This window comes from Nostoc sp. C052 (assembly GCF_013393905.1).
Lineage (GTDB): Bacteria > Cyanobacteriota > Cyanobacteriia > Cyanobacteriales > Nostocaceae > Nostoc.
The window spans coordinates 329,560-354,221 of sequence record NZ_CP040273.1; the positions used below are offsets into that span (position 1 = coordinate 329,560).

At 41.4% G+C, this 24,662-nt stretch carries 21 protein-coding genes and 2 pseudogenes; 9 read left to right on the forward strand and 14 right to left on the reverse strand.

The window, feature by feature from the left end; all coding sequences use genetic code 11:
- Positions 1-738 precede the first annotated feature (738 nt).
- Positions 739-1,416 carry a hypothetical protein gene (locus FD723_RS33730; protein WP_179069607.1) on the forward strand — a complete coding sequence of 226 codons (678 nt, stop codon included), beginning with the start codon at positions 739-741 and terminating at the stop codon, positions 1,414-1,416.
- A gap of 175 nt (positions 1,417-1,591) precedes the next feature.
- A complete protein-coding gene (locus tag FD723_RS33735) occupies positions 1,592-1,801 on the forward strand; it encodes a molybdopterin-binding protein (protein ID WP_179069608.1) in 210 nt (69 codons plus the stop codon).
- Between the two features lie 65 nt (positions 1,802-1,866).
- On the opposite strand, the gene FD723_RS33740 is transcribed toward FD723_RS33735, so the two are convergent.
- The 3 genes from FD723_RS33740 to tnpA all read right to left on the reverse strand — a co-directional run bounded on the left by FD723_RS33740 (position 1,867) and on the right by tnpA (position 4,295).
- Positions 1,867-2,625: a HesA/MoeB/ThiF family protein gene (locus FD723_RS33740; RefSeq protein ID WP_179069609.1), complete on the reverse strand. Its 759-nt coding sequence runs from the start codon at positions 2,623-2,625 to the stop codon at positions 1,867-1,869.
- Between the two features lie 398 nt (positions 2,626-3,023).
- The gene (locus FD723_RS33745) at positions 3,024-3,233 is read right to left on the reverse strand and encodes a molybdopterin-binding protein (RefSeq protein ID WP_179069610.1); all 210 of its coding nucleotides are present in this window, start codon (positions 3,231-3,233) and stop codon (positions 3,024-3,026) included.
- Between the two features lie 639 nt (positions 3,234-3,872).
- Positions 3,873-4,295 (reverse strand): IS200/IS605 family transposase, encoded by a 423-nt coding sequence (gene tnpA / locus FD723_RS33750; protein WP_179069611.1) that lies wholly within the window; start codon positions 4,293-4,295, stop codon positions 3,873-3,875.
- Positions 4,296-4,361: 66 nt separating this feature from the next.
- Between tnpA and FD723_RS43400 the strand changes: the two are divergent.
- Positions 4,362-4,628, forward strand: a pseudogene (locus tag FD723_RS43400) (RNA-guided endonuclease TnpB family protein); the annotation flags it as partial.
- Here FD723_RS43400 and FD723_RS44000 read toward each other — a convergent pair.
- A complete protein-coding gene (locus tag FD723_RS44000) occupies positions 4,565-5,071 on the reverse strand; it encodes an iron uptake porin (protein ID WP_179069612.1) in 507 nt (168 codons plus the stop codon). The pseudogene FD723_RS43400 and the gene FD723_RS44000 overlap by 64 nt on opposite strands.
- A gap of 481 nt (positions 5,072-5,552) precedes the next feature.
- Positions 5,553-6,446 carry a transposase family protein gene (locus FD723_RS33760; RefSeq protein ID WP_179069613.1) on the reverse strand — a complete coding sequence of 298 codons (894 nt, stop codon included), beginning with the start codon at positions 6,444-6,446 and terminating at the stop codon, positions 5,553-5,555.
- A 64-nt stretch (positions 6,447-6,510) separates the two neighbouring features.
- Here FD723_RS33760 and modA point away from each other — a divergent pair.
- The 4 genes and pseudogenes from modA (at position 6,511) to FD723_RS33780 (ending at position 12,672) form a co-directional block, all read left to right on the forward strand.
- Positions 6,511-7,285, forward strand: a pseudogene (gene modA / locus FD723_RS33765) (molybdate ABC transporter substrate-binding protein).
- Between the two features lie 140 nt (positions 7,286-7,425).
- Positions 7,426-9,237 (forward strand): molybdate ABC transporter permease subunit, encoded by a 1,812-nt coding sequence (gene modB / locus FD723_RS33770; RefSeq protein ID WP_179069615.1) that lies wholly within the window; start codon positions 7,426-7,428, stop codon positions 9,235-9,237.
- Positions 9,238-9,883: 646 nt separating this feature from the next.
- Positions 9,884-11,356, forward strand: a complete 1,473-nt coding sequence (locus FD723_RS33775) for a hypothetical protein (RefSeq protein ID WP_179069616.1) — start codon at positions 9,884-9,886, stop codon at positions 11,354-11,356.
- Positions 11,357-11,394: 38 nt separating this feature from the next.
- Positions 11,395-12,672, forward strand: a complete 1,278-nt coding sequence (locus FD723_RS33780; protein ID WP_179069617.1) for a glycosyltransferase family 4 protein — start codon at positions 11,395-11,397, stop codon at positions 12,670-12,672.
- Positions 12,673-12,976: 304 nt separating this feature from the next.
- Here the strand turns inward: FD723_RS33780 and FD723_RS33785 are convergent, their stop codons facing one another.
- From FD723_RS33785 to FD723_RS33825, 9 genes are all read right to left on the reverse strand, one after another.
- Positions 12,977-13,339: a hypothetical protein gene (locus FD723_RS33785; protein ID WP_179069618.1), complete on the reverse strand. Its 363-nt coding sequence runs from the start codon at positions 13,337-13,339 to the stop codon at positions 12,977-12,979.
- 190 nt (positions 13,340-13,529) lie between these two features.
- Positions 13,530-14,567, reverse strand: coding sequence for a type I restriction endonuclease (locus FD723_RS33790; protein ID WP_179069619.1), 1,038 nt, complete (start codon positions 14,565-14,567; stop codon positions 13,530-13,532).
- 405 nt (positions 14,568-14,972) lie between these two features.
- Positions 14,973-16,283: a nitrogenase iron-molybdenum cofactor biosynthesis protein NifN gene (nifN, locus tag FD723_RS33795; protein ID WP_179069620.1), complete on the reverse strand. Its 1,311-nt coding sequence runs from the start codon at positions 16,281-16,283 to the stop codon at positions 14,973-14,975.
- A complete protein-coding gene (gene nifE / locus FD723_RS33800; protein ID WP_179069621.1) occupies positions 16,283-17,692 on the reverse strand; it encodes a nitrogenase iron-molybdenum cofactor biosynthesis protein NifE in 1,410 nt (469 codons plus the stop codon). The genes nifN and nifE overlap by 1 nt, the downstream gene beginning before the upstream one ends.
- Positions 17,693-18,063: 371 nt before the next feature.
- Entirely contained in the window at positions 18,064-19,029 is a 966-nt protein-coding gene (gene nifH, locus FD723_RS33805; protein ID WP_179069622.1) for a nitrogenase iron protein, read from the reverse strand.
- 626 nt (positions 19,030-19,655) lie between these two features.
- Positions 19,656-20,789, reverse strand: coding sequence for a substrate-binding domain-containing protein (locus FD723_RS33810; RefSeq protein WP_179069623.1), 1,134 nt, complete (start codon positions 20,787-20,789; stop codon positions 19,656-19,658).
- Positions 20,790-21,003: 214 nt separating this feature from the next.
- Positions 21,004-21,144, reverse strand: a complete 141-nt coding sequence (locus FD723_RS33815; protein ID WP_179069624.1) for a hypothetical protein — start codon at positions 21,142-21,144, stop codon at positions 21,004-21,006.
- A 35-nt stretch (positions 21,145-21,179) separates the two neighbouring features.
- Entirely contained in the window at positions 21,180-21,347 is a 168-nt protein-coding gene (locus FD723_RS33820; protein ID WP_179069358.1) for a hypothetical protein, read from the reverse strand.
- A 172-nt stretch (positions 21,348-21,519) separates the two neighbouring features.
- Positions 21,520-21,771 (reverse strand): hypothetical protein, encoded by a 252-nt coding sequence (locus tag FD723_RS33825; protein ID WP_179069625.1) that lies wholly within the window; start codon positions 21,769-21,771, stop codon positions 21,520-21,522.
- Between the two features lie 197 nt (positions 21,772-21,968).
- Here FD723_RS33825 and FD723_RS33830 point away from each other — a divergent pair, with 197 nt between their 5' ends.
- Together FD723_RS33830 and FD723_RS33835 are read left to right on the forward strand one after the other, a co-directional pair.
- Positions 21,969-22,325: a hypothetical protein gene (locus tag FD723_RS33830; RefSeq protein WP_256875245.1), complete on the forward strand. Its 357-nt coding sequence runs from the start codon at positions 21,969-21,971 to the stop codon at positions 22,323-22,325.
- Between the two features lie 161 nt (positions 22,326-22,486).
- Positions 22,487-24,652 (forward strand): strawberry notch-like NTP hydrolase domain-containing protein, encoded by a 2,166-nt coding sequence (locus tag FD723_RS33835; RefSeq protein WP_179069626.1) that lies wholly within the window; start codon positions 22,487-22,489, stop codon positions 24,650-24,652.
- Positions 24,653-24,662: the final 10 nt, after the last annotated feature.

Sequence of the window (24,662 nt, forward strand, 5' to 3'; positions counted from 1 at the left end):
CTCTATTCACTGTACTAATAATTGTAGCATTTATTTGGTCTATTGGTTGTATACACGGAATAGTCTATCTAGTCGCTGTATGGTTTTGCTTCAACTATAGTGTCGGGACAACTACAACCCTTCCCCATAACTAGGACAGTTTTCCAATTTCCAGGTGAGTCTCACTTATAAACAGTTTATTAACTTGATAGTTACCTATTTATAAGGCAAATAACGACAGCTTAGTTTCTATACAATATTAAGCTGAACTATTTTAAAAAGAAATAAAAATTAATTTTATTCGTGTTTGATTACTATATTAGTTGGTATTTTACTCAATAAGTTGGTATTCTATTCATTAGATTACACAGAAACACTTATCCATTTGGAAAAACGCAATATCTAACAAGAGGTTTGCGACTAACTTTGGCGTAAGGATTCATTAGTTTTTAATAACTCATATTAAAAACTAGCTATTTAGTAGCGTTTGGTAAGGAGTTGAAAGTTTAACGATAGAACCGTTTTTATTTTTATCTAACAGAATCTATTGTCCAATTGCTCAATTTTGGCGATACAGCACTTCCGCCTGCTATGAGGTACGCATACAGCCTCAAAAGTTAGGATAGGAAAGGGTTATGTGGAAAATTGTGCTTCATAATAGCCGGAAGTGCTGTAACGATACTAATTTTTGGTAAGCAAACAGCTTTGAGCAAAACAATCTAGTTTTTCAATATTCAATAGTAAACGGAGAAATGTTTTATGCGTTTTACCCGCACGATACCCATTGCATCTTTAATGCTATCGATACTGGTTTTATGGCAGCCTACTTTAGCTGACTCCAGAAGTAGTCTGACCTCAGAAAAAGAAGAAAAAACACCTTCTGTCTGGGATAAAAATAAGTGTCTTGGAGGTTCTTCGCCAAGTTTTCGCTTGGGTGGAGAACTCAATAATCCAACCACCTATAACTTGCAAAAACTGCAAAATTTACAAGATGCTTTAAAAAAACAAAATCCAGCATTAGTTACTGAAGTTACTGTGAGCTTTCAAACCGGCTCAGGGCCACGAACAGAAACATACTATGGAATCCCCCTATGGGAATTGATTAATAATCCGAAAGCCGGAGGTGGTCTAAAACCTGGGAATTCTGGGGTAAATAGTAAAAACTCTTTTCTGAGGCAATATGTTCTAGTTGATGCCACAGATTGCTATGGTGCAGTCGTAGCTATTGGTGAAATTCAACCTAGCTTTGAAAGCAAAACAGTGCTAGTTGCATTTGCAAAAAAAGGTACTGATGGTAACGTCGTGCCTTTAACAGATGAAGGATTTGCTCGTTTAGTAGTTCCAGGTGACAAAGCTGGAGGTCGTTACGTTAGTAATGTGACAAATATCGTCATATTATCTGCTCCTCCTTCTCCTTTGAAACCAAAATATTTCTGAAAACCCTTCTGATTAAAGGCGCCTACAACGGAGAGTTCATCTTCTAATACCAGTCTGATATCTAAGTTCTTCTGTAAGGCTGAACATCTCTCACTAAATGAGGATAATCCAACAATCTCATAGTTGTTAGTATTACTCAGTTCGGAATTATCTTATAACTAGGGAGGATCAAAATATGGAAGTTAGCGCTCGTAATTCCTTAAAAGGAACTATTAAGAAAATTCACGCAGGAGCAGTCAACTCTGAGGTCACATTAGAAATTGTGCCTGGGGTGGAAGTAACTGCAATTATTACCAAGGAGTCGGTAGACCATCTCCAACTTCAAGAGGGAAAACAAGCGATCGCTGTGATTAAAGCGTCAGATGTCATAATTGCTACAAAATAGCTCGAAATGAGTATATAAGTTGTGGCGATCCGCTTATAGAGCGATCGCTACAATTATCCAACTATTTACGAATTTTCCGAGCAAGAACTGCTACCACACACCAGACATGAAGGATCGCGATAAGAATGTCGTTTGGCAAATTCCGTTCGCATTAAGTCAATTGTCAGCAGTTGTGACAATAGGGGTTCACTAAACTTAGTAATCAGCTTTATTACCTCTAATGCACTAAGACAAGCTAGTGTCCCAGAAACAGCACCGAGAACCGCAAACCCACGCTGATCCCAATCCGGCTTTTCTGGGAACAAGCATGATAGACAAGGAGTGACACCAGGAATAATCGTCGTTAGGTAAGCTTCCATTCCGTCCATTGCAGCTTCCACCATTGGTTTTTGCCAGCGCACGCAAGCTTGGTTGAGCAAGTTCCGCTCTGTGAAATTGTGGGCGCAATCAACAGCTATATCAGCAGATTGCACTAAAGAGTCTACATTCTCTTTTGTAACGTAATCATGAACTGCTTCCACCCGAATATCAGGATTAATAGCTTGCAGAGTTTCTCTGGCTTTGAATACTCTTGGCTTACCTACCCAATCATTTGTCATCAGAACCTGACGATTCATATCATCTAGCCGTAAGTCACCACCCCGAACTAGAATTAGCCGCCCAACACCTGCTACTGCCAAATAAAGTGCTGACGTGCCGCCTAATCCCCCTACACCTGTAACCAAAACCGTTGCAGACTTCAAACGCTTTTGTCCTGCTTCTCCAAAATTGGGAAGCATCATTTGGCGGTGATAGCGTTCTAACTCACTGGGTGTTAAGTTCATCGCTTTTTAATTCTTGATCAGTCGTAAAATTTACCACCTAGTTGGTAGCAAGTATTGTACTTGTCTATACATTTTTCTAATTTTATACCTGTAAAGTTGGTATTTATCCCTGCTCTTTGACTAGCACCGATCGATTACTGCCAGTTTGCTCTTTGTCCTGGGTTGAACGCCCAATGAAATAAACCCCGCAGCAAGGCTGTGGGGTATTTTAAGTATTATTGCTTTCTAATGGGGTATACAGTCAGGGCTGATGCAAGAATCAGTACGGCATCTATAACTGCTGCTTTTGGGTTAAGATTTATCCCCCTTCATAGGCGCGATCTGACTAGTTACCTACTTAATCGCTTTACAAGAGGCAATCAAACTGCCCCTTACTTAACAGAATTCCAACAATTACTTTAGTCTACGGCAATCATTACGTCTGATGATTTAATTATGGCGTGGACTTCTTTACCTTCAGTAAGTTTGAGATTTTCTGCTGATGATTTGGTAATAATTGCAGTCACCTCTACCCCTGGTGCTACTTCTATCGTTACTTCAGTATTTACAGAGCCAACGACGATGTTTTTTACAGTTCCTTTGAGAGCATTACGAGCGCTAACTTGCATTTGATGACCCCTACTGGTTTTTTCTCTACACGTAAATATTAACAAGTAATTAAATGAATCTGTATGACTACAAACATAAAATATATGAATTTTTACTATTAATATAGAGAATATACGCGAATATTTTACTAAATAATTTGTTTGATACTTACATCTTTTTAAACCAACTTATTTGGTAATAAAAGGAATACAAAGTAGTTAATTCAACTAACCACTTTTCAGACTGTTATTTGACAGATGCAAGATAAGTTTTCGGTGCAAGTTCATCTTTTTTGAGGTCTTTGTACTCCAATTAGATCGTTCCATCGGGTATCCTTCTCCTGTCGGAGACGCTACGCATAGCTTGCTTTCACGTATCAGCTCCGCTAATGCGTAGCATCCCGTAGGGAAGTAGTACAGGATCTTGCTACATTTCAAAACAATATTTGGGTAAAAATTCATATTTCCTTCTGCAACGGCAGTCTCCACAATTCGGAAAAGCGTTCTATTAACAAGTTGGCAAAGCGACCTAGCTAGACTATTTCCCTGTTGTAACGACTCCCGTTTTTTTAATGCAAAATTATCAGGATTCGCGGAAAACCCCATCCGTCTATACGGTGGGGATGGATAGCGGTCTGCGGAGTGGAGCGCAGTAGACAATCATTCTTTCCCGCCGGATTGTTCTTTAATATAATCATTAACTATTTCTAATGGCGCTCCACCGCACGAAACCACACATTTAGAATCATGCCATAGTTTAACCTTTTCGCCCCAGTAAAACTTACCTATTTCTGATTTGTATTGTTGTCTCAAAATCCTGCTAGAAGCTGATTTAAGTGAAGCCATCAAATCAGAAATATTGTTGTCTGGGTGCAGGTTGATAAGCAAGTGTACATGGTCAGGCTCTCCATTAAATTCCTCAAGGATGCACTGATTAGCAGTCAATACCCGCACAAAAATAGGCTCCATATCTGCAAGCATGGCTTTTGTAAAAACTAACCTACGAAACTTAGTTACAAAAACCATGTGTAGATGAATATCAAAAACTACGTGCGCTCCTTTCCTTAAACTATTTCTAGCCACTTCGAGTCAACCCTAAAATCTATGATATAGTACTGAGAGTAACACAATTACATGATTCGACTGATGTTGTATGGTTGCCAACAAATACTATTAAATCCTGATAATGATCTAAAGGCAATCTTAGAGTTTTTGTGTAGTGAAGCAACAAAACTCTCTAATTGCGGAACGTATTATGCACGCCAGCTTTACTTTAAAACGGGTAAAATCCCTAGCAAATTTGATTTAAACAATGAACTCTCTAACAATATTCATTTTGCCACAATGTACTCTCAAGCGGCACAACAATGCTTAATAAGTGTAGCCGAATCATTCAAATCATTTGTGGGACTAGTAGCAATCAATTCATTAACCCGATTCAGACAAGCGTTAAGACCTGCGGCAAACTCATAACGAGTCATTGCCCGATTTCCTTGGAAGCTGCCATTAGGATATCCAGCTATACAACCGTAGCGCTCAACTAAAGATTGTAAAGCCTGGAATGCCCAATCTGTAGGTTGTACATCAGATAATTGAGAGACTGAAGTAACCTGACTCATGACAGAGTTCGGATTTTTGCTGCTGCGATCGTTGAACTGCGGGATCTGGTCAGATGAAGTAACGCCGATAGGTGCAGTCACAACAGCTTGATTATCTGTTTGAGCAACCACATCTTCTTTTACCTGGAATTCGGTAGTCTGCATATCTGCTGGAATAGCTGATGCACCTTGAGCATTGATCAGACTAACTGCTAATAAGATTGGAGCAATCAACAATGAATTATGTAAAAAAGTAGACATTAACCTCACACCTCAAATACTATTAGACCAACTTAACTACTAAAATTGTTGGTATTTAAAACACATAATGTATCATCTGTGCCAGATTATCACCATAAAAGTTGGTAAAATCCGGCAAGATTTTAGTCAATATCGGCACAGTTGTTGGTAGCAGTCAATTCTAAGTGGTAATCTGTGATTTTTTACCAGTTTTTTTGGTTACTAGGTCGCTAGATTGGTAAATTATGAATTAATTAAGAAAAAATGCTTGAGAGACTGCAAATGAATAATAAACGAATCCTAACTTTTGTGAGTTGGGTATTTATCTCGTTTTTACTAATAGACTTGTCCGAAAACTCCAAAGCCAGACTGTTCAAAGCTTTGAGGCAAAACTTTGATATCTTCGTAAAAACGTAGCGATAAGGCTTTGAGATAGTTAGTGATAGTTTAGAGGCATAAAATTAACTCCTAACTTTTTAGACTTTATGAATGTTCTTAACAGCTAAGTTGGCAAAATTAAGCTACCGATTCTAAGCCTAACTAAACCACAAACTGTTAAGATAATTTGCTCATAAGTCTCAAGTTTCAATCGAAATCTCTGTGAGGCAATCCGAAATATTTTAAGCAGACGAATTAAATGCTCGATAAATATGCGATTACTAGACAAAGCCTTGTTTTCATCTTTTTGCTGTTGACTTAATTCTCGTTTTGGTTTTTTCTTATGAGGAGTTGTAATGTTTTTGCCTCCTTGAAAGCCTTTGTCGCCCGCAAAAGGTTGCGAGTTATCAAATTTTTCTTGAGACTTACGGAATAAGTTTATATCTGCTGTTGGCCCAGGAGATCCAACCTCTACCTCCACAATATCCTTACCTTCTGGTATTCCAAACATTAAACTTTTTAATGTATGTTGCCTCTTCTTCCCAGAAAAATATTTTTGTTGTTCTTTTTGGTCAGAATCCCTATATATTGGCTGTTCTAGGCTATCTACTAATAGCCTAAAATTGGTTAATACTTCCTGAACAAAGAGTAAGTCGCTTTCATTATTTGAGACTTGCTCTAATAAACTTGAGGGTAAGATATCTCGCAGTATTGGTATCCAATAATGAAAAGTGTCGTTAGCTTCTGTCTTAGAAACGCCAAACATCATTCCTAATACTTGAAATGTTGGCATCTGTCTTAGATAAAATAAGCATAAACAGACTTGCTCACTTATTGACAACTTACTTGGGCGACCTCCTCCAGACGCATTGATTCTAATTTTTTGTTTCTCCTGTTTCACTTTGATGTCTTGGTGTCGCTTTTCGGCACATCTTAACAGTGATTGCAGTTGTTCGTAACTAATTCCTAAAATTTGTTTTGTCCGGTGTGCATATTTCTCGATATAATCGAAAACCATAACTAATTCTTAAAAATGGTATACGCTCAATTTAACGTTTTACCATTTTTATTTTTCTAAGTTAATATTTCGGACAAGTCTAATCGTCGGCTGTAGTCAAACGACTACACCTAACTCATCCTCAACTGCTAGTCCAGCAGCCCAAAGAGCAAATTTGACGATAAGCAGCTGCTAGCCTCAGAGATGCAATGGACGAAATCAAACCTCTCTACAGTAAGGAAAAGCCAAATGTTTCTCTGAGCTACAACTTTGGTTCATCAGGCGCTTTGCAACAACAGATTGAACAGGGTGCAGGAGTTGACGTTTTTATCTCAGCTGCAACTAAACAGATAGATGCTTTACAACAAAAAGGTTTGTTAGTTGATAGGACTCGCAAAAACTTGTTGAAAAATCAATTGGTGTTGATAGTACCGCAAAATTCCACAACTGTGACTGATTTCAAAAACTTAACTTCACCACGCATTAAGAAAATTGCTCTAGGCGAACCTAAAAGTGTCCCTGCTGGACAATATGCTCAACAAGTCTTAACTTCATTAAAAATTCTTGACCAAATTAAAAGCAAAGTCGTCTATGCCAAAGACGTTCGTCAAGCTCTCAATTACGTAGAATCAGGCAATGCTGACGCTGGGATCGTCTACCTATCAGATGCCAAAAGTACACCAAAAGTCAAAATTGTAGCAACTGCATCTGAAAAAAGCCATTCTCCTGTCGTTTATCCGATCGCAGTTCTTAAAAGCAGTAAAAATGTCGATGCCGCTAAGGATTTTGTGCAATTTTTATCGGGCAATGAAGCCAAAACTGTGTTTGAAAAAGAGGGATTTATGGTAGCTGGTAGTTAACCAAATAATTACTAATTCGTAATTCGTAATTCGTAATTTGTTACACATTATCAATTACGAATTATTTTGACAAGGCTGGTTGAGAATTCACTGCACTACTCAAACCAGCGCTAATAAGCATCGTTCTTATCCACAAAAATATGTCACTGGATTTATCGCCCCTCTGGATATCACTTAAAACTTCATTACTTGCAACATTCATTACCTTCTTCCTTGGCATTTGGGCTGCTTACTGGATGTTGGGATATCGCGGCAAAGGTAAATCCTTGATTGAGGGTGTCTTTGTTGCTCCTCTGATTTTACCCCCCACAGTTGTCGGCTTTTTACTGCTGCTATTTTTTGGTAAAAATGGCCCTGTAGGTAAACTCATGGAGCCTTTAGACTTCAGCATCGTTTTTACCTGGTATGGTGCAGCGATCGCAGCCACAATTGTTTCCTTCCCATTAATGTATAAAACTGCATTGGGAGCCTTTGAACAAATTGACACTAATCTCTTACGGGTAGCCAGAACTCTTGGTGCAACGGAAGTAGCAATCTTCTGGCGCATCAGTCTACCTTTAGCACTGCCCGGAATTGTAGCGGCTACAACTCTCGCCTTTGCCCGTGCTTTGGGTGAATTTGGTGCCACGTTGATGCTGGCGGGCAATATCCCAGGACAAACGCAAACAATTCCAATGGCAATATATTTTGCTGTGGAAGCAGGAGCAATGAACGAAGCCTGGTTTTGGGCGATCGCCATTATGGTAATTTCTTTATCTGGAATTATTGGGGTCAACTATTGGCAGGAAATTAGAGAGAAGAGGAGACAGGAGGGACGAGGGGAACAAGGGAGACAAAGGGGACACGGAAGAGAATCGTTTTCATTGTCTGTACCTGACTCCGCAGTAGGACTATTTGTGGATATTGAAAAACGACTGCCGAGTTTTCATCTTAAGGTTTCCTTTAACACCAATGAGCAACCCTTGGGATTGTTGGGGGGTTCTGGAGCAGGTAAGAGCATGATTTTGCGCTGCATTGCCGGCATAGAAACGCCCACAATTGGGCGTATAGTCTTAAATGGCAGAGTCCTGTTTGACTCAGAACAACGAATAAATCTGCCAAGCCGCGATCGCCGTATCGGTTTCTTAGTGCAGAACTATGCTCTCTTCCCACACATGAGTGTGGCGCAAAATATTGCTTTCGGCTTACCCAAAGGATTATCTGCTCTTAATATCAGGGCGCTCTTAGAAGAACAGCTAATAGCCATGCAGTTAGAGGGATTAGGCTCACGCTATCCGCACCAATTATCTGGAGGTCAACAACAAAGGGTAGCTTTAGCCAGAGCATTGGCAAGTCAGCCAGAAGCATTGCTACTGGATGAGCCGTTTTCCGCACTCGATACCCACTTGCGTAGTCAACTAGAACAGCAAATGACAGAAACTCTAGCTGATTACCAAGGCGTAACTCTATTTGTTACCCATAATATGGAAGAAGCTTACCAGATTTGCCCTAGCTTATTGGCATTAGAACATGGTTTAGCAGTGCATTATGGCTCCAAATACGATATTTTTGAGCATCCCGCCACTGTAGGTGTCGCCCAATTAACCGGGTGCAAGAACTTCTCTCGTGTTGTTTTTGAATCATCAAATCAGGTGCAAGCACTTGATTGGGCTTGTAGCCTCCAAGTAATTGAACCCATCAACAGCGAATTATCCCACGTTGGCATTCGCGCTCATCAGCTCATTTTTACCAACGACTCATCACAGGTGAATACTTTTCCTTGCTGGCTAGCACAGACAGTTGAAACACCTCACCGAATGACGTTATTTTTAAAACTACATTCTGGTAGTAATAGTCATCAGGATTACCATCTGCAAGCAGAAGTCTTCAAGGAAAAATGGGCAACCATAAAAGACGAACCTTTTCCTTGGTATGTGCGTTTAGATCCTCTGCGCTTAATTTTGATGGAGTAGTTTGAGTTTGCGTTCTACAAGAGGTAACACCAATTCTCCAAAAGCTACAGACACTCTTATGCTCTTACGCAAAGACGAGGATCGTTTCGTTGCGTGCGGGGGTTCCCTCCGTTGAGCAAACTGTCCGTCGCGGAGATTGACCTGTTGCGACATTATAGAGAATTGGTATAAAAACTTAAAAAATTACAGTCATATCTAGTTATTGTGATGATTCCATGAATAATAGTATCGAGAAAACTACCCAAAGGTAGTTCATAACAGCTAGTACAGCATGGCGTAAATAAGCCACCCCTGACGCTCGTTCGCTCTTAGCGTCTCCCCTTGGGAGAAGACTCGCTCGGCAGTTTCTCATGGGGGGAACCCCCTTCTCTGCGAGACGCTCCGCGAAGGCGCTAGCCTCTCCCTTTGGGAGAAGACCGGACTGCCTCACCATTCCAAATCGCTTAAAACAAATACCAAAAGTCTTGTATAAATACCAATAAATTTGGTATTGTGATTGCAAATTATCTTTGCGAAATTCACGTCGGTAATTTCTTGAAGAAAGTTTTTAAGAAAATACTAAGGCGTATTTACAAATTGCCCCACTTCTGATCGCAAGGGGGGCAATAAGTTGCTGTGAAATTTGCATTAATTGGAGTGAGGTCTGATGAAATCATCTCAAAAACTCGGACTGATTATTTCTGGAATCACCAGCGTTTTTATGAGTACTGCTGTGGTTAGTAGCACTTATATTCCGAAAGCACAAGCTATTCCCAAGAAACAAGCAGAAAATCTTGTTGTCAACGGAGTTTTTACAGTAGACCCGCTTGTAAGTCCTTACGATCGCACCAGGAATAATCCTTTCATTTCTGGATGGTTTAATAGTACTGCGGCTGATGTTGCCACTACTATTTTTTTAGAAAATTATACCGTTGATAATGCTGAGAACTATTCTTTGAGTGTACGTCTTGCTCCACGTTACGATGATAACGGCCCTATTTTTACCTACATCTCACAGAAACTCAAGACTATACCCGGCCGTCAATATGAACTAAGCTACTATCTAGCAAACGCAGATGATGACCCAAATGAGAATGTATTTCAGACATACGTAGGTGGAAAATTAATTGATGAGAAAGTCAATGTTGGCTTTCAAGGTTTCACAAAATATACGTACTATTTTGTAGCCAAATCACGAATCACAGAGTTAAAGTTTGCTAGCAAGCAGCGCTCTTACTGGTACAACCTAGATAATGTGAGTGTTGTTCCTGTAAATAAATTATCAAAAAACGAAATATCTAAGCCAGAGCCATATCCTTCTTCTATCCCAGCAGCCAAGCTTGTATTCACTACATTTGACGTTCCTAATGCAATTGCTACTGATGCCCAAAGCATCAACGATCAGGGAGATATTAGCGGATATTTCCGTGACAGCGCAGGAGATCATGGTTTTTTAAAGCAAGGAAGCAGCTTCACTACCTTTGATTATCCTAATGCACTTCTCACATACGCGAATGGCATCAATAATCAGGGGAATGTTGTTGGCTCCTATTATCAAAACACCGTATATCGTACTTTCTTAAAGCAAGGAAATAGCTTCAGTAATATTGATGTCCCTGGTTTAGACCCAGCTTTTGCTCAATACTTCAACAATCAGTCAGGCAGAGATATAAATAATCAGGGTATTATTGTCGGATTTTTCCGTGACAATACAGGAACTCACGGTTTCTTAAAGAAAGGAAATAATTATAGTTCCTTTGATAACCCTAATACTACCTACCAGTATACGATCGCCAATGGCATCAATGATTGGGGAAATATTGTCGGATACTTTCAAGGTATCACAGGATATCATGCTTTCTTAAAGCAAGGAAATAACTTTACTAACTTTGATGTCCCTCGTGCAATTTTTACCTACGCCAGTGGTATCAACAATCAGGGGGATATTGTTGGATTTTTCTATGATGGGATAGCAAATCGGGGGTTTTTAAAACAAGGAAATAACTTCAGTGCCATTAATGTTCCTGGTGCATATGCTACCTACGTTTATGGCATTAACAATAAGGGTGATATTGTCGGATTTTTCAACGATGGTATCAAAAGACGTGGTTTTATAGCTCGCAAAAAACCAAGTAACTAATATTCTTGTCTTCATGACACGAAATTTACAAATAACTCATGCACATTCTGATCTATTCCTACAACTATCATCCAGAGCCGATTGGAATTGCTCCCTTAATGACCGAATTGGCAGAAGGACTAGTAAGGCGAGGTCATGAAGTGCGAGTAATTACCGGAATGCCCAACTATCCTCAGCGCAAGATTTACGATGAGTATCGGGGTAAGTGGTACGTTAATGAACAAAAAAATGGCGTCACAATCCAACGAAGTTACCTGCGGATTAAGTCTAAACCCAACCTCCTAGATAGGCTTTTATTAGAGTTGAGCTTTGTATTCACAAGCTTGCCACAAGTCTTTAAAGGTAAACGTCCAGAGGTGATTATCTTAACAGTTCCACCTCTTTTTGCTACATTACCAGCAACAATATTTAGTTGGTTATACAACTGCCCATTAATTCTGAATGTGCAAGATATTTTACCAGAAGCTGCCGTGCGTGTTGGGCTACTGAAAAACAAATGGATGATCCGAACTCTTACAGCCTTAGAGAAATTTGCATATCGAACTGCACACACTATTAGCGTTATTGCTGATGGGTTTAGCGAGAATTTAGTGAATAAAGGAGTACCTGTTAATAAAATTGTTTGCATTCCTAATTGGGTGAATATAAATTTCATCCGCCCTTTACCTAAACACAATAACGCCTGGAGACATACACATCAACTGGATGGCAAATTTGTAGTACTTTATTCGGGCAACATTGCTTTAACGCAAGGTTTAGAGACAGTAATAGAAGCAGCAGTTTGTTTGCGTCATATCAAAGATATCGTCTTTGTGATTGTTGGCGAATCAAGAGCATTGCAAAGGTTACAGGAATATTGTCTATTAAATGGAGCAGATAATGTTTTGCTGTTACCGTTACAGCCGCGAGAAAAACTACCCGAAATGCTAGCAGCATCTGATGTGGGGCTAATTGTGCAGAAGTGCAATGTGATTTCTTTCAATATGCCTTCAAAAATACCACTACTGCTGGCGAGTGGACGCCCGATCGTAGGTTCAGTTCCAGCCAATGGTACTGCTGCTAAAGCGATCGAACTCAGTGGTGGTGGGATAATTGTGGAGCCAGAATCACCCAATGCAATGGCCGCTGTAGTACAGGATTTGTATAACAATCCTATTCTAAGAGCGAAGCTAGGTAATCAGGGAAGACAATTTGCTGTAGAAAACTATTCTTTGGAGCAAGCACTTGATCGGTATGAAGGATTATTTTCTGATATTGTTGCCAACCGGGCATCATCTGAAGGTATTTTGCCAAAATTCAATGTGTCAAAGGGCTAGTACCACAAGACGGAAGTCAAAAGTCAAAATGAATACATCGTAAGAGTTTCGTTGATTTGGAATGGGTGGTTTATTTACACCGTGCTGTACTAGGGCTATCATTGACGAATGATTCTGGATTTATCTTGAAGCACTAAAACAGCCTTACTAAAAATTAATCCTCGTAAAGTCAAATTTAACAACTATCATAAAGTATTTAGTGAATCATTAGATTTTGTGGATAAAAACCGAGGATATACCCTAGCTGTCTATGAAATACTACTGCCTTGATTAATACCAAATTTTCGCCTATTCACCTGTTTGACTAGGCTTCATCATCTGATGTTTCTTCAATCTCGATTTCCCAAGGTTCTCCTTTATAATCTGGTGAAAAAAGGTGAATTTTGCCCTTGTTGGAAAACTGCTTCAACTTTTTGATGAACTGGGGAATAGCATCGACTATATGCAGATAACTTTCTATGTCATAACAGATAATGAGTAACATCAGAGGACTAGTATTTATCTTGAAATACCAGTGACAATTTGATAGTAAAACTCGCATAATTGGGCCGCAAGCTTGATAAAATCGCCTGCAAGTAGCTTCTTCTAATTGCCTGTAGAATAACTCGTTAAGTATAGGTGCTCCAGTTGGAGGCAAATCATCTGCGGGAAGGGGGGATTTATTCATAGTAAATAACTAGGGATTGGGAATTATTAGTCAAAAAAATACAATGATCCTGCGTGTTTTAATCACGCCATCTATTCAAAGATGGCGCAATAAGCACTTTTGTAGTTGCACCCAAAGTCGGGAAATCATAGTAAATGTTCTTGTTTTTGTGTTGCAAGCCCTCACCTAACAATTTTGGGTTGGCAGACTACTAGCCTTGGTGCAAAGATAAAGATTTTTTGGGGTACTGTGTAGTACAAAAAGGTCGGCGAAGCAATTTTTTACTAATACTGCTTCCGTTCTCCTCAAACACTATCAAGTGCAACACTTGCTCTAGCAAACGCCGTTTGTCAAAAATGCCTTGAATCAGCACTTCTAGTTCAGTTGCGCCCTTGGCAGGAAAATCTTCTCCATCAATGGTGCGCCAGGGTAAAAACTCCTGCCAGTCTGAGGTTAATGTACCGATTCGTGCCCGATTTCCATAAGTAACAACTAGGAATGTATTGTAGTCAAACAGCTTTGGTATTTGTTGACAATAGGTCTGAATTCGCTGATAACCTTCTTTGAAAGTCGCCTGTTCATCACTTAGCTGAATCGAGGCAATAACTGCCAAGGGTAAACCGTTGATAAACACAACTACATCAGGACAGTGAGTATAACTCCCCTCAACTATAGTCAAGGGATGAATAGCTAGCCAATCATTGTTTAGTAGATTAGACGTATCAATGAGGCACACAAAGTCATGAACTATTTCTTCGTTATACAGGTATTCAACTTTCACACCATTGGTCAAGAATTTGTGAAAGCGACGGTTATTTTCCAGTAAGTCGGAACCATGAGTACAAGTAACCTGATGGATAGCTGCGGCGATCGCCTCATCCGGTTTTGTCGGGTTAATTTTCTGCAAAGCACTATGAAGGCGCTCATACAAAACCACCTTAGTATAATTACTGCGCCCTATCTGATGTTTACCCAAAGCAATATCTGGCTCTAATAAAACTGTATAGCCAATAACCTCGAACCAGGTAAGCGCATCTGGTGCGATGGCTTTGCCTGCCTTCGGCATCGTTTCTCTCCAAGACGCTTCTCTGTGTTCCCTGCGGGATGCTACGCGTTTGCGTAGAATGCTTTTGAATAGGGGTACGCCCAACTCAGGCATCGCAGATTGTGTGAAATCAAAACGTCGGCGAAGCTTTCTTGTAATAGGACTCGCTTTGGCAGTTGTTTTTTTTAGCTGTGATGAATTCATGAACAGTAAAAGACTTAATTTTAGTCAATGCAGGAGCTAGGCACGAGCTGATCGGCATTGGTTGGTATATTTTTGATCGAATATACGACTTGATAGTAACTATCAAAGCTGAAGTTGATCGGCAAGATTGTATCTTGTGTTACTTATTACCAATATTATTGGTAATAATGGGATAAACAGTTAGAATTGGCTCTGTATTGAATGGCACGCTTGAAAAGCGTAAATCCCTGGTATTCCTGGATGAAAGGGTGTGGGGTTGCAGGTTCAGGTGTAGGGAATTAAGAAGATGTTGAACTACTTGACGTACTCGCATTCAATTGTCTGGAACACGAACTTGTAACCCTACCCCCAACAAGATAGCCCTCACGAGGTTTCACATGAGTCTTAGTGCCATTCGGCTCTGTATTAATGCTTACCCCTTGTTTCCTGCTCTAAAAACAGATTGCCAATGTCAAACAAAAACTGCATAGTACCTCGATAGCCAACTTTGGTAAATTGACTGTGATCTAAGCGGTCAAAAATGGGAATTCCTTGACGGTAGAGAGGAATTTTCAAGCGTTGAGCGATCGCCACTCCATGAGAGTTGGTAATTAGTAAATCAGACCCAACCGCCAATTGCTCAAAGTCTTCCAAATCGCCGATAGTGACGCTCTTAATCGGTAGTTTTTCTAACAGAGGAAAGCGTGTCGTTGTTACTGCTGCATGAATCTCAACCCCTAGCGATCGCAAAAAAGCAACCGTTGACCAAAGTAAATCTGGTTCCAGCGCCAAAGCAACTCGCTTGCACCCAAAGTAAAAATGATTCTCCAACATCACATATTGCAACTGACGGCGTTGACGGCGGTATTTCTTCGGTACGCTGACACCACTGATATCCACCAATGCTTGTAGGAATTTATCTACTGCTGTTAGTCCCGTCAATTCACTAAATACCTCATAGGGTATATTGAATCTCTGCTCCAAAATTTGTGCTGCACCTCGCATACTATCACCTAGCGCCAAAGTGAATACAGAACTGCCAATTGAGCGTAATTGTGCTGCATTTGTGCCATTAGCTGTAATGGCACTAGAATAATCTTCTATATGACCATCTAATGAGCCAGAAAGGTCAGGTACAACAATAGGTTCAAGTCCAAAAGAGGTGACAATCTCTTTGATTTCCTGTACATCCCCTGGTGTGAAGGCAGAACTCGCCAAAATAGTGATTTGTGTGGGACAAGGGTCTTGCTTGGAGCCTTTTTGGGGAATTTCCCTAACTATACTCTCAACTGCACCGGCAAAGCCATCCTGTAATGTACCTTTGAAATCCGGTGTAGAGACAAGCACAATTGGTAAATAATCTAGTTCTGGGTGACGGTGGCGAATCTCCTTCACAAAGCGTCCCATATCATCGCCTCTGGTCTCCACAAGTCCAGTGCTACAAAGACCGATAATTTCTGGTTTGGATCTCTGCACCAAAGTCAAGATTGCTTGTTCAACTCTTTCCTCGCCACCCAAAATGGTTGCAACTTCGGTCATTGCTGTACTGGAAAGAGGAATCGTCTGACGGAAATGTTGTACTAATACTGCCTTAGTCAAAGCAGTGCAGCCTTGAGAACCGTGTAATAAAGGCATGATTCCCTTCAATCCTAAAAAGGCTAAAACTGCACCCATAGTTTGGCTTTGCTTCAGGGGATTAACTGCAACTGATGTACTCGTAACGCTAATAATCGCCATCAAATTTCCTCCTGTTGAGAATTTCCTGCTGACTCTACTCCTACTTCCCACGGGGCTAGCTGGCATACTTGTTCCCATACAGGATTGTAAAAAGCGGCATACAATTCTCGTGCTACCTCTAAGATTCCTACATAGCCTGCATAGGGATGGTTGCGTTCAGTATTAATATCTAAAAATGGAATCCTAGCTGTGAGAGAAGTGTCTTGATAGCGCTTATCAGTAATTAACATATCAGCAAGATTAGAGTTAATTATCTGTAGGATTTCTTCAGGACTATTTTGCTCTAGAATTATGCCATCTTTACCCAACAAACTTTTGACTCTAATTTTATCTTCATCAGTATTATCCTTAGTAAGGATAGCAATAACTTCCATCTCCAATTTCTTAACAGCAAAGATAATCAACCAACTCTTGAAACTTCCAATAGAAAGGATAATACGTTTACCTTGCAATCGGGTGATATACATACTGAGTTTTTCATCTATTTCAGCAGTTTCTTCTACAATTAGCTTTTCTGTACGTTCCTGCAAATCAGATTTACCTAACTTTACAGCAATATTCTTTAAACATTGGTTGATTGACTCTATACCATAAATAGACTCTTCAATATAGGGGATACCATATTTTTTCTCCATGCTTTTTGCCATGTTAATTAGTGATTTAGAGGAGAGCAGCACGTTAAGTTTGGCACGATGGGCATAGCAAACTTCTTTGTAGGCAGCATCCCCTGTAATTTTTGCCAAAACTCTGATACCTAATTTCTCCAATAACGGTAGAACATTCCATATTGCACCTGCGATATTATGTTCACCAATTAGGTTGATGTCATAAGGTGTACTAGTGTCTGGCTCGGCTGTTCCAATAACGTGTTCTAGCAACGCTTCACCAGCAACACGATTGCCCAAATTTTGGTTCCCAATGAATCCAGGGCAATGTACAGGGATAGTGGGTATTCCTGTGTTTTCGATGGCATTTTTGCAAACTCCTTCGATATCATCTCCAATCAGGGCGGTGATGCAAGTGGAGTAAACAAATACCGCCGTCGGTTTGTAGCGTCTTGCTAATTCTAAAATGCCTTTGTACAGCTTTTTGGCTCCACCGAAGATGATATCGTTCTCATCGATGTCGCTGCTAAAACGTATTTTGTACAGCATCGAACCAGAAGAAAGACTACTGTAACTTCCCCAAATACTGGCAGCACAGCCGCTTGGCCCGTGAACTACATGAGCAGCATCGGTGATTGGTACTAGGGTAATCATTGCACTATCAAAAGCACAACTCCCTTGAGTAGTTCCAGGTTGGGGTAATTGTATGGAGGACTTTTTTTTATGCAGTTTCTGCTGTTGACGAGTATCTTCGGAATTTGACTCACTGAATGAATCGTTGATTTTTTCTGGGGTAGGATTCATTTGTTTGGTGATAATAGGTATAAGTTATTAGGTGTTAAGACAATTCCAAAAGGCTTTGATATGATTTTCATTCATTAACTGTGTATCTAAAGCATGGAATAAAAGGGGATGAGAAAAATAGTTTTCCATCCCCTAAAACATAAACACCAACTACGTTAGAGAAGGAGAAAACAAAAACACGAACTAGACTATTAAAGTATTAATTTTGCCGTGTACACCTTGGTAGATTAGTGTTAACACAGTGATTCAAATGCAGAGAGTTAAGATTGGCTATTCCACTACCTCCATTTTAAAGGATTGGTCAGAGGGTGGGATAAAATAGCCCACCTCATATTTACTCTGTATCTAGTATCGGAGTCTGAACAAGAATCTTACTTCTTATCGCTACCAGAAACTATTTCTACATTTCCTTTTTTTAGTGCTTCTAATGCTTCACCTTCAGCATCTTCTTGCTTCTTAGCAGCATCTGCTTGGCTAATTAGTTTCGCAGCATTTTCTTCACTTTCAAGGATACCGAATTCAATCAACAAATCTTCTAACTCATCCATTTCGATGGGTGTGGGAACGGCGAGATTTGTATTGTTGATAATCTTGTCTGCTAGTGTGCGATATTCATTAGCTTGGTTACTGTCGGGTGCGTACTCGTTTACAGTCATCCGACGCAATTCGGCGTGTTGTACGATATTGTCACGGGGGACGAAGTGAATCATCTGAGTACTTAATCTAGCTGCAAGGGTGCTAATCAGTTCATCTTCTCGGTCAGTTTTGCGGCTGTTACAAATCAGTCCACCCAGACGTACACCACCAGTGTGAGCATATTTGAGAACGCCACGAGCAATGTTGTTAGCTGCAAACATCGCCATCATTTCACCAGAGGTAACAATGTAGATTTCTTGGGCTTTACCTTCACGAATTGGCATCGCAAAACCACCACATACAACGTCGCCCAATACATCGTAAGATACGAAATCTACATCTGAATAAGCGCCGTTTTCTTCAAGGAAGTTAATGGCGGTGATGATACCCCGACCGGCACAACCTACGCCAGGTTCTGGCCCGCCTGATTCTACGCATCTGATATTGCGGAAACCCGTGATTACAACTTCTTCGAGTTCAATATCTTCCACAGCGCCCCGTTCAGCAGCTAAATGCAGCACAGTAGTTTGAGCTTTACAGTGCAAAATCAAACGAGTGGAGTCAGCTTTCGGGTCACATCCGACAATCAAGATGCGTTTACCCACTTCTGCCATTGCAGCTAGGGTGTTTTGAGAAGTGGTAGATTTACCAATACCACCTTTACCGTAAAAAGCAATCTGTCTAATTCTTTCGTCGGACATGATAATTTATCCTGCAATTGTTTGTTGGGTGTGTCGGTTTATGAGGCAATTGTGCTGTTAAATTACAGCAGTGACCTTATGTAGAACGTTATTGGAGGCGCTCGTTCTACAGCAAAAAGAGTCCGAATAAAGAACATATTCAAGTTTTAGTCAGTTTTCGTTGACCTAGAGTCATTACTGAATGGCACGCTTGAAAAGCTGAAACCTCCTTGCTGGCAGGGGGTAGGGTGTAGTTTTAAGACAATTAAATTTTACTTGCCTCAAGGAGTTCAACATCTTTTTAATTCCCCACACACCAATACCTGCAACCCCACACCCTCTCATGCAGCTATATCATGGCTTTGCCCTTAACAAGCGTGCCATTCAGTCATTACTCAAGGAATATTGCAAGTATTACCATCCGCTCACCTAAATGATTTCTCTAACGGTAGCAATACCAATTGCAAAAAAGAAAGCTACAAATTTCAAGCCGGAAACTCAAATTGAAATCCGAATTACGAATTCAGCATTATTTTAGTTGTTGTAATCACAAAGAAGGTTGCTCATACCTCAAGAGTGGTTGCAACAGGAATTTCAATTTACGCCAAGTATTCCTTTAAGCACACAACCAACCATTGCAATCCACTCTAAACAGTCGCTACAACTTCTCCAATTTTGCTGATATCGTAACCGCCGAGAATTTCAAATTGTGAGTGAACCATTCGATGTCCCAAAGTACTGAGCAACTGTTGTACAGGTGCTTCTTCTAAATATTCTTTGAGAATCACCAAATCATATCGTGACTGATGTAAAGGGATAAATCCCAGCCCAAATGCGGTAGCTATAGATGCCGTGCTAATAGCTGCATCGGCAACTCCTAATCCTACAGCTTGGGCAACATCCTGGTGACTTTTGAGTATATTATCAAACCCCTGAACAGCATCGAACGGTATCTGCTCCTTTTGGAGTGTTTGTTCCAAAAGCATCCGACTACCAGAACCTATTTCGCGGTTAACAATAGTCGCTCCCCCAGCCACTAAGTCGCTAACTGTTCTAATTCCCATTGGGTTCCCTGACTTCAACAAAAGTCCCTCCTCCCAGACACCAAGGGTAATCAGAACTGCTTCCCTTCCAGCCAGAACATCTCGAACAAAGGGAGTATTATACTCACCACTTTCAGGATCGTACAAATGCATCCCAGCGATGTGTGCCTCACCTCTGCATAGACTGTGCAATGCAGCCATGCTATTGGCGAAGTTATATTGAACTCGCAGTTGGGGATGCCAGCGTTCGGTGGCTCTTGCCCATAGTGAAATCACAGGGGCACAACCAGCAATCACAACGGTGTTGTGGAGTGTGTCGAGATTATCGTCTAAAAGACGGACTCGAACTTTATTTGTACCTGCAACACTTGTACTTTCACCATCAGCCGGAATCATATCTTGGCGAAAAGCATCCTTGCCAATTAAAGGATAAGCTATCCATTGTCCTCCTACACGAGCCATGCTAACTCGTAGTTGCTGACCATTAGGAACAGGTTTGGCAAGAACTGCTTCGATTTCAGGTAAATCCCGCTCTAACCAGAATAGATCCTCAACTTGACAGCCAAGCGCTTTGGCCAAGCGAAGTGTTATGGCAACAGACGGAGCATATAGTCCCGACTCTACACCACTAATAGTCTGACGAGTCACATTAGCGATGTTAGCCAAATCTTGTTGGCTCATGCCTAAGCGAGTTCTAATCGACTTCAAGTTATTACGGAGGTCACTATCCTGCTTCATTGGCTTTGTCTCTTGGTTTCAAAAAGCCGTAGCGGATTTAAATATTGCATCTGCCAAGGCGAAAGTGAGGTCTAGGAGTTTATATCATTTCTCTTTGACGAGTTTTTGTGCTTTCGCTGTCTTGATTCCCCATATAAAAAGACTATCACAGAAATTGCCAGTTTGCTTGCCAAGCGCAAATTATTTTTGCGGATGGTTACTTTTTAGGCACTTACTAGTAATAAAATGCCCTGCCATCGCTTTCCCCGCTATCTCGTAAGCGCCAAACATATAACTGACAACTCAGGGCTGACACGATGGCAATGAGAACACCGCAGGCATCGCGGTTACTTGTACAACGAGTTAATTGTTGCATTGTTGCATTAATAATCAAGTTTACTTTTGCTGTCTCTATACAAGGTTGTACTCCTTTTCAACAGCCGCCAGCAGTTTCGATTGCTCCCGTGAAAGATACGGTGGGAGCAAAATCCCCAACCCCTGTAACAGCCAATCCATAGAAGAGTCACGGCTGGCCACTTGATGCAACTGCCGTAACCTCACACATAGCTGCTGCTTCATTCACTTGCGTGCGATGGCGTAACCGCTTTTTCCGGTGGCGTTCGTCGAATGCGAGTGCGTCTCGTAGAGAAGACGTGCTGAACGCGAGTGCCTTCCGCAGAAAGGCATTGCCTCTCGAACGCGAATGCGTCTCTGAAAGAGAAGGTATCGCTCAAAACCATGAGACAACAACTTACCCAGCAATATCCTTCCCACTCTTATAGTTCATCGCTCTGAGTTTCTTCTTGCCTATAGGGACTACTTTCGATTGCTTGGGAGGTTGAGGAGGACGGCATTTCTCGCAATATAGAGGTCTAACTCCAAAGGTTTCTCGTTGTGTGGGTTGTTCGCACTGCTTACACACAAAGTTGAAAACGCGAGTGTGAATTTCCCGCTTGTGCGCTCTGACGGTGTACTCTCGGACTTGGATTTCTTTGCTTGCCATTGCTTATTGCAATTAGTAACTTTTTGGATCTTAGCCTTTGCTAAGAAGATTTCAATGCTCTGGGTAAACATAATCACCCGTTTTGTGAATGGGAATTTTCATGGCTACGCCAAAGCCAGAGTGAGAGTTGCAACGACCAAACCCAACTGCAACGCCTCACTACAAAATTGAAAAATCACAAACATTTGGAGTTAATTATGGATATCCAAGCTACTCTCACGCTGACGATCCAAGCAGTCGTTATCAGCTTTGTTGCGCTGATAGTTTTCGATTTCATAGATGGTTTGTGGGTTGTACCCTTGCCGCCAATCGAATGGGAGCCATCAGTTATTGAACAGCCCACAGTTTCCGCAACTTCCCCACAACCTACTCCACAACAGGAAATGCAACAAGTCACTCCAAGGGCGATCGCATTTGAGAAAATTTCCGACCCCTGGACTCTAGAACCACAATCCCCTCACCATTGTGTTCTCATGCCAAGTTATAATCCCTTTCCCCAGACTCCGACTACTCCCACCTACCAAAGTACAACCGATCAAACCCAAGCGGACTAAAGCAAAATCGTCCACGTCTAAGAAATCCGCCTCAACTAGTACTAAGCGCCAGTCCACCAAGCCACGCAAGATAACTGGAAAGTACCAAAAAAATTATAGTTAACACGTCCTTAGCTCAAACGGCTACGCCAAAGCGAAAGTGATGTATTCATATAATAGATATGGTCAGCCTTATAGCCACACAAGGAACTCTATTTGACCTAGAAACAGTTCTGGACTACGGACAATCAATCCTCAACGTTGCTCAAGAACTCACCAAATCACTGATTGAAAAACGAACTATCGGGACTAAAACAATTCAGTCCCAGATGAATCGCCACTTTCACGGCACGGCAGCAGAGGGCGCATGGCAGTGGAAAGATGCTTACGAAGCTGTGGAAGTAGCACAAATATTATATCTGCGCCAAAAAGGTTACAAGCTTTTATTAGAGTCGCCGCTAACAGTATTATTGGAATTGGAAAAGTTAGTAGCCCTTTGTCCAACGCAAACACGGCGCAGTGAAGAATCAGTACAGCTTCAGCAATTCTCCACCCCTCTGCCGCTTGCTTATCTAGTAGCCAAAGCAGGATTTATAAAGGCTGATGATTTGATTTTGGAGCCAAGTGCCGGAACTGGCCTATTGGCACAAATGGCTAAACTGCACAGTGCAAGTCTGATGCTCAACGAGCTTGCACCCGATAGAACAAAGATTCTGCGTCGGTTGTTTCCAGGTACACCGCTATTCTCTGTAAACGCAGAACAGATTAACGACTATCTGGTTGGCAAGACTCAGCCCTCAGTTGTGCTGATGAATCCGCCTTTCTCCGCATCTCCCAAAATCAACAGTCGCAATCCCGACGCAACTCCTCGCCACATAAACTCGGCATTGCAAAGACTGGCTGACGGTGGACGATTGGTAACAATCACAGCCAATTGGTTTTCTCCGGCTAACCCAAGCTGGCGAGAGACTTTCCTTAAGTGGCAGGATTTTGCGCGAGTTTTAATGTCGGTCGGGGTTAACGGCAAGGTGTACTCAAAGCATGGGACGCAAATTGACACCAGAATCACAGTAATTGACAAGGTTCCGGCTGATAATCCCGGCGAAATCCCCTGTATTTCTGAAACCTTGGATTTGCCTGAAATACTGGCATTAATTGAGCAGTTGCCACAGAGGTCTTCGTGGGAAAGCTCAGATATCAAAGCTGCTGCGGCAATCGCAAAAGTTGTTCAATTACCAAAACGCTCTGTGGTAGTTCAAGCAGAAACACTTTCTTCAATTCCAGATGTGGTTATTCTGGAATACGAAGTCGTCGAATGGTCTGCTACTGAAGGACTCAAAGATACTTTATACGAAACCTATCGCCCACAAAGAATCCGGATCAAGGACGCTTTACCTCATCCCTCGCTACTCTGTGAGAGTGCAGCCCTAGCGCTTGTCTCGCCACCACCACCCACTTACAAACCGCATCTCCCGCGAAACATTGTCTCACAAGGATTGTTATCTGAAGGACAACTTGAAAGCGTTATTTACGCAGGTCAGGCGCACGGTGAATTTCTTTCTGGGTCTTATATTGTCGATGATTCATGGGATAATGTGACTGTAGCGGCAACTGGCGAAGAAAATGCTGTAAAATTTCGTCGTGGCTGGTTCTTAGGCGATGGGACAGGCGCAGGGAAAGGAAGACAATGTGCAGGAATCATCCTCGACAACTGGTGTCAGGAACGAAGAAAAGCCATTTGGGTATCAAAGAGTTCTGCTCTTATTGAGGACGCACGTAGAGATTGGTGTGCGCTCGGAGGTAGTGAAAAAGATATTATCGACCTGGGCAACATCAAACTTGCCGATCCAATTCCCTTCACCCAAGGCATTCTGTTCTGCACGTACTCTACTCTACGTTCTCAAAAGAACGGTAAAAGTCGGCTTAAGCAAATCGTTGAATGGGCAGGTAAGGATTTTGAGGGTACTATCTCCTTTGACGAGTGCCACAGCATGGGCAATGCAATGGCACAAGAGGGCAAACTTGGTATGGTTGCAGCATCCCAGCAAGGTATTGTTGGGCTGCGGTTGCAAAACGCACTGTCATCAGCACGGGTTATCTATGTTTCTGCAACTGGTGCTACTATTGTCTCAAATCTCTCATACGCCAATCGCCTGGGACTTTGGCAGACTGGAGATTTTCCGTTTACCTCCCGTGAGGATTTTGTGGAATCCATTGAGGGCGGTGGTATCGCTGCGATGGAAGTGGTCGCCAGGGATCTCAAGGCTTTGGGACTGTATCTGGCGCGGAGCCTCAGTCTAATAAAGCTTGAGCTTAAAATTTTGATTATTCGGAAAAAATCATGCTAATCATATGGAA

What these genes read in the sequence shown, in the direction of transcription:
- FD723_RS33835 (WP_179069626.1), top strand. Translation starts at nt 22,487, where the DNA reads ATGGTCAGCCTTATAGCCACACAAGGAACTCTATTTGACCTAGAAACA.
- nifE (WP_179069621.1), bottom strand. Translation starts at nt 17,692, where the DNA reads ATGAATCCTACCCCAGAAAAAATCAACGATTCATTCAGTGAGTCAAAT.
- FD723_RS33820 (WP_179069358.1), bottom strand. Translation starts at nt 21,347, where the DNA reads ATGAAGCAGCAGCTATGTGTGAGGTTACGGCAGTTGCATCAAGTGGCC.
- FD723_RS33760 (WP_179069613.1), bottom strand. Translation starts at nt 6,446, where the DNA reads ATGGTTTTCGATTATATCGAGAAATATGCACACCGGACAAAACAAATT.
- FD723_RS33830 (WP_256875245.1), top strand. Translation starts at nt 21,969, where the DNA reads ATGGATATCCAAGCTACTCTCACGCTGACGATCCAAGCAGTCGTTATC.
- FD723_RS33730 (WP_179069607.1), top strand. Translation starts at nt 739, where the DNA reads ATGCGTTTTACCCGCACGATACCCATTGCATCTTTAATGCTATCGATA.
- FD723_RS33810 (WP_179069623.1), bottom strand. Translation starts at nt 20,789, where the DNA reads ATGAAGCAGGATAGTGACCTCCGTAATAACTTGAAGTCGATTAGAACT.
- FD723_RS33740 (WP_179069609.1), bottom strand. Translation starts at nt 2,625, where the DNA reads ATGAACTTAACACCCAGTGAGTTAGAACGCTATCACCGCCAAATGATG.
- nifN (WP_179069620.1), bottom strand. Translation starts at nt 16,283, where the DNA reads ATGGCGATTATTAGCGTTACGAGTACATCAGTTGCAGTTAATCCCCTG.
- FD723_RS33735 (WP_179069608.1), top strand. Translation starts at nt 1,592, where the DNA reads ATGGAAGTTAGCGCTCGTAATTCCTTAAAAGGAACTATTAAGAAAATT.
- FD723_RS33790 (WP_179069619.1), bottom strand. Translation starts at nt 14,567, where the DNA reads ATGAATTCATCACAGCTAAAAAAAACAACTGCCAAAGCGAGTCCTATT.
- FD723_RS33745 (WP_179069610.1), bottom strand. Translation starts at nt 3,233, where the DNA reads ATGCAAGTTAGCGCTCGTAATGCTCTCAAAGGAACTGTAAAAAACATC.
- FD723_RS33775 (WP_179069616.1), top strand. Translation starts at nt 9,884, where the DNA reads ATGAAATCATCTCAAAAACTCGGACTGATTATTTCTGGAATCACCAGC.
- FD723_RS33780 (WP_179069617.1), top strand. Translation starts at nt 11,395, where the DNA reads ATGCACATTCTGATCTATTCCTACAACTATCATCCAGAGCCGATTGGA.
- FD723_RS44000 (WP_179069612.1), bottom strand. Translation starts at nt 5,071, where the DNA reads ATGTCTACTTTTTTACATAATTCATTGTTGATTGCTCCAATCTTATTA.
- FD723_RS33815 (WP_179069624.1), bottom strand. Translation starts at nt 21,144, where the DNA reads ATGCAACAATTAACTCGTTGTACAAGTAACCGCGATGCCTGCGGTGTT.
- FD723_RS33785 (WP_179069618.1), bottom strand. Translation starts at nt 13,339, where the DNA reads ATGAATAAATCCCCCCTTCCCGCAGATGATTTGCCTCCAACTGGAGCA.
- nifH (WP_179069622.1), bottom strand. Translation starts at nt 19,029, where the DNA reads ATGTCCGACGAAAGAATTAGACAGATTGCTTTTTACGGTAAAGGTGGT.
- modB (WP_179069615.1), top strand. Translation starts at nt 7,426, where the DNA reads ATGTCACTGGATTTATCGCCCCTCTGGATATCACTTAAAACTTCATTA.
- FD723_RS33825 (WP_179069625.1), bottom strand. Translation starts at nt 21,771, where the DNA reads ATGGCAAGCAAAGAAATCCAAGTCCGAGAGTACACCGTCAGAGCGCAC.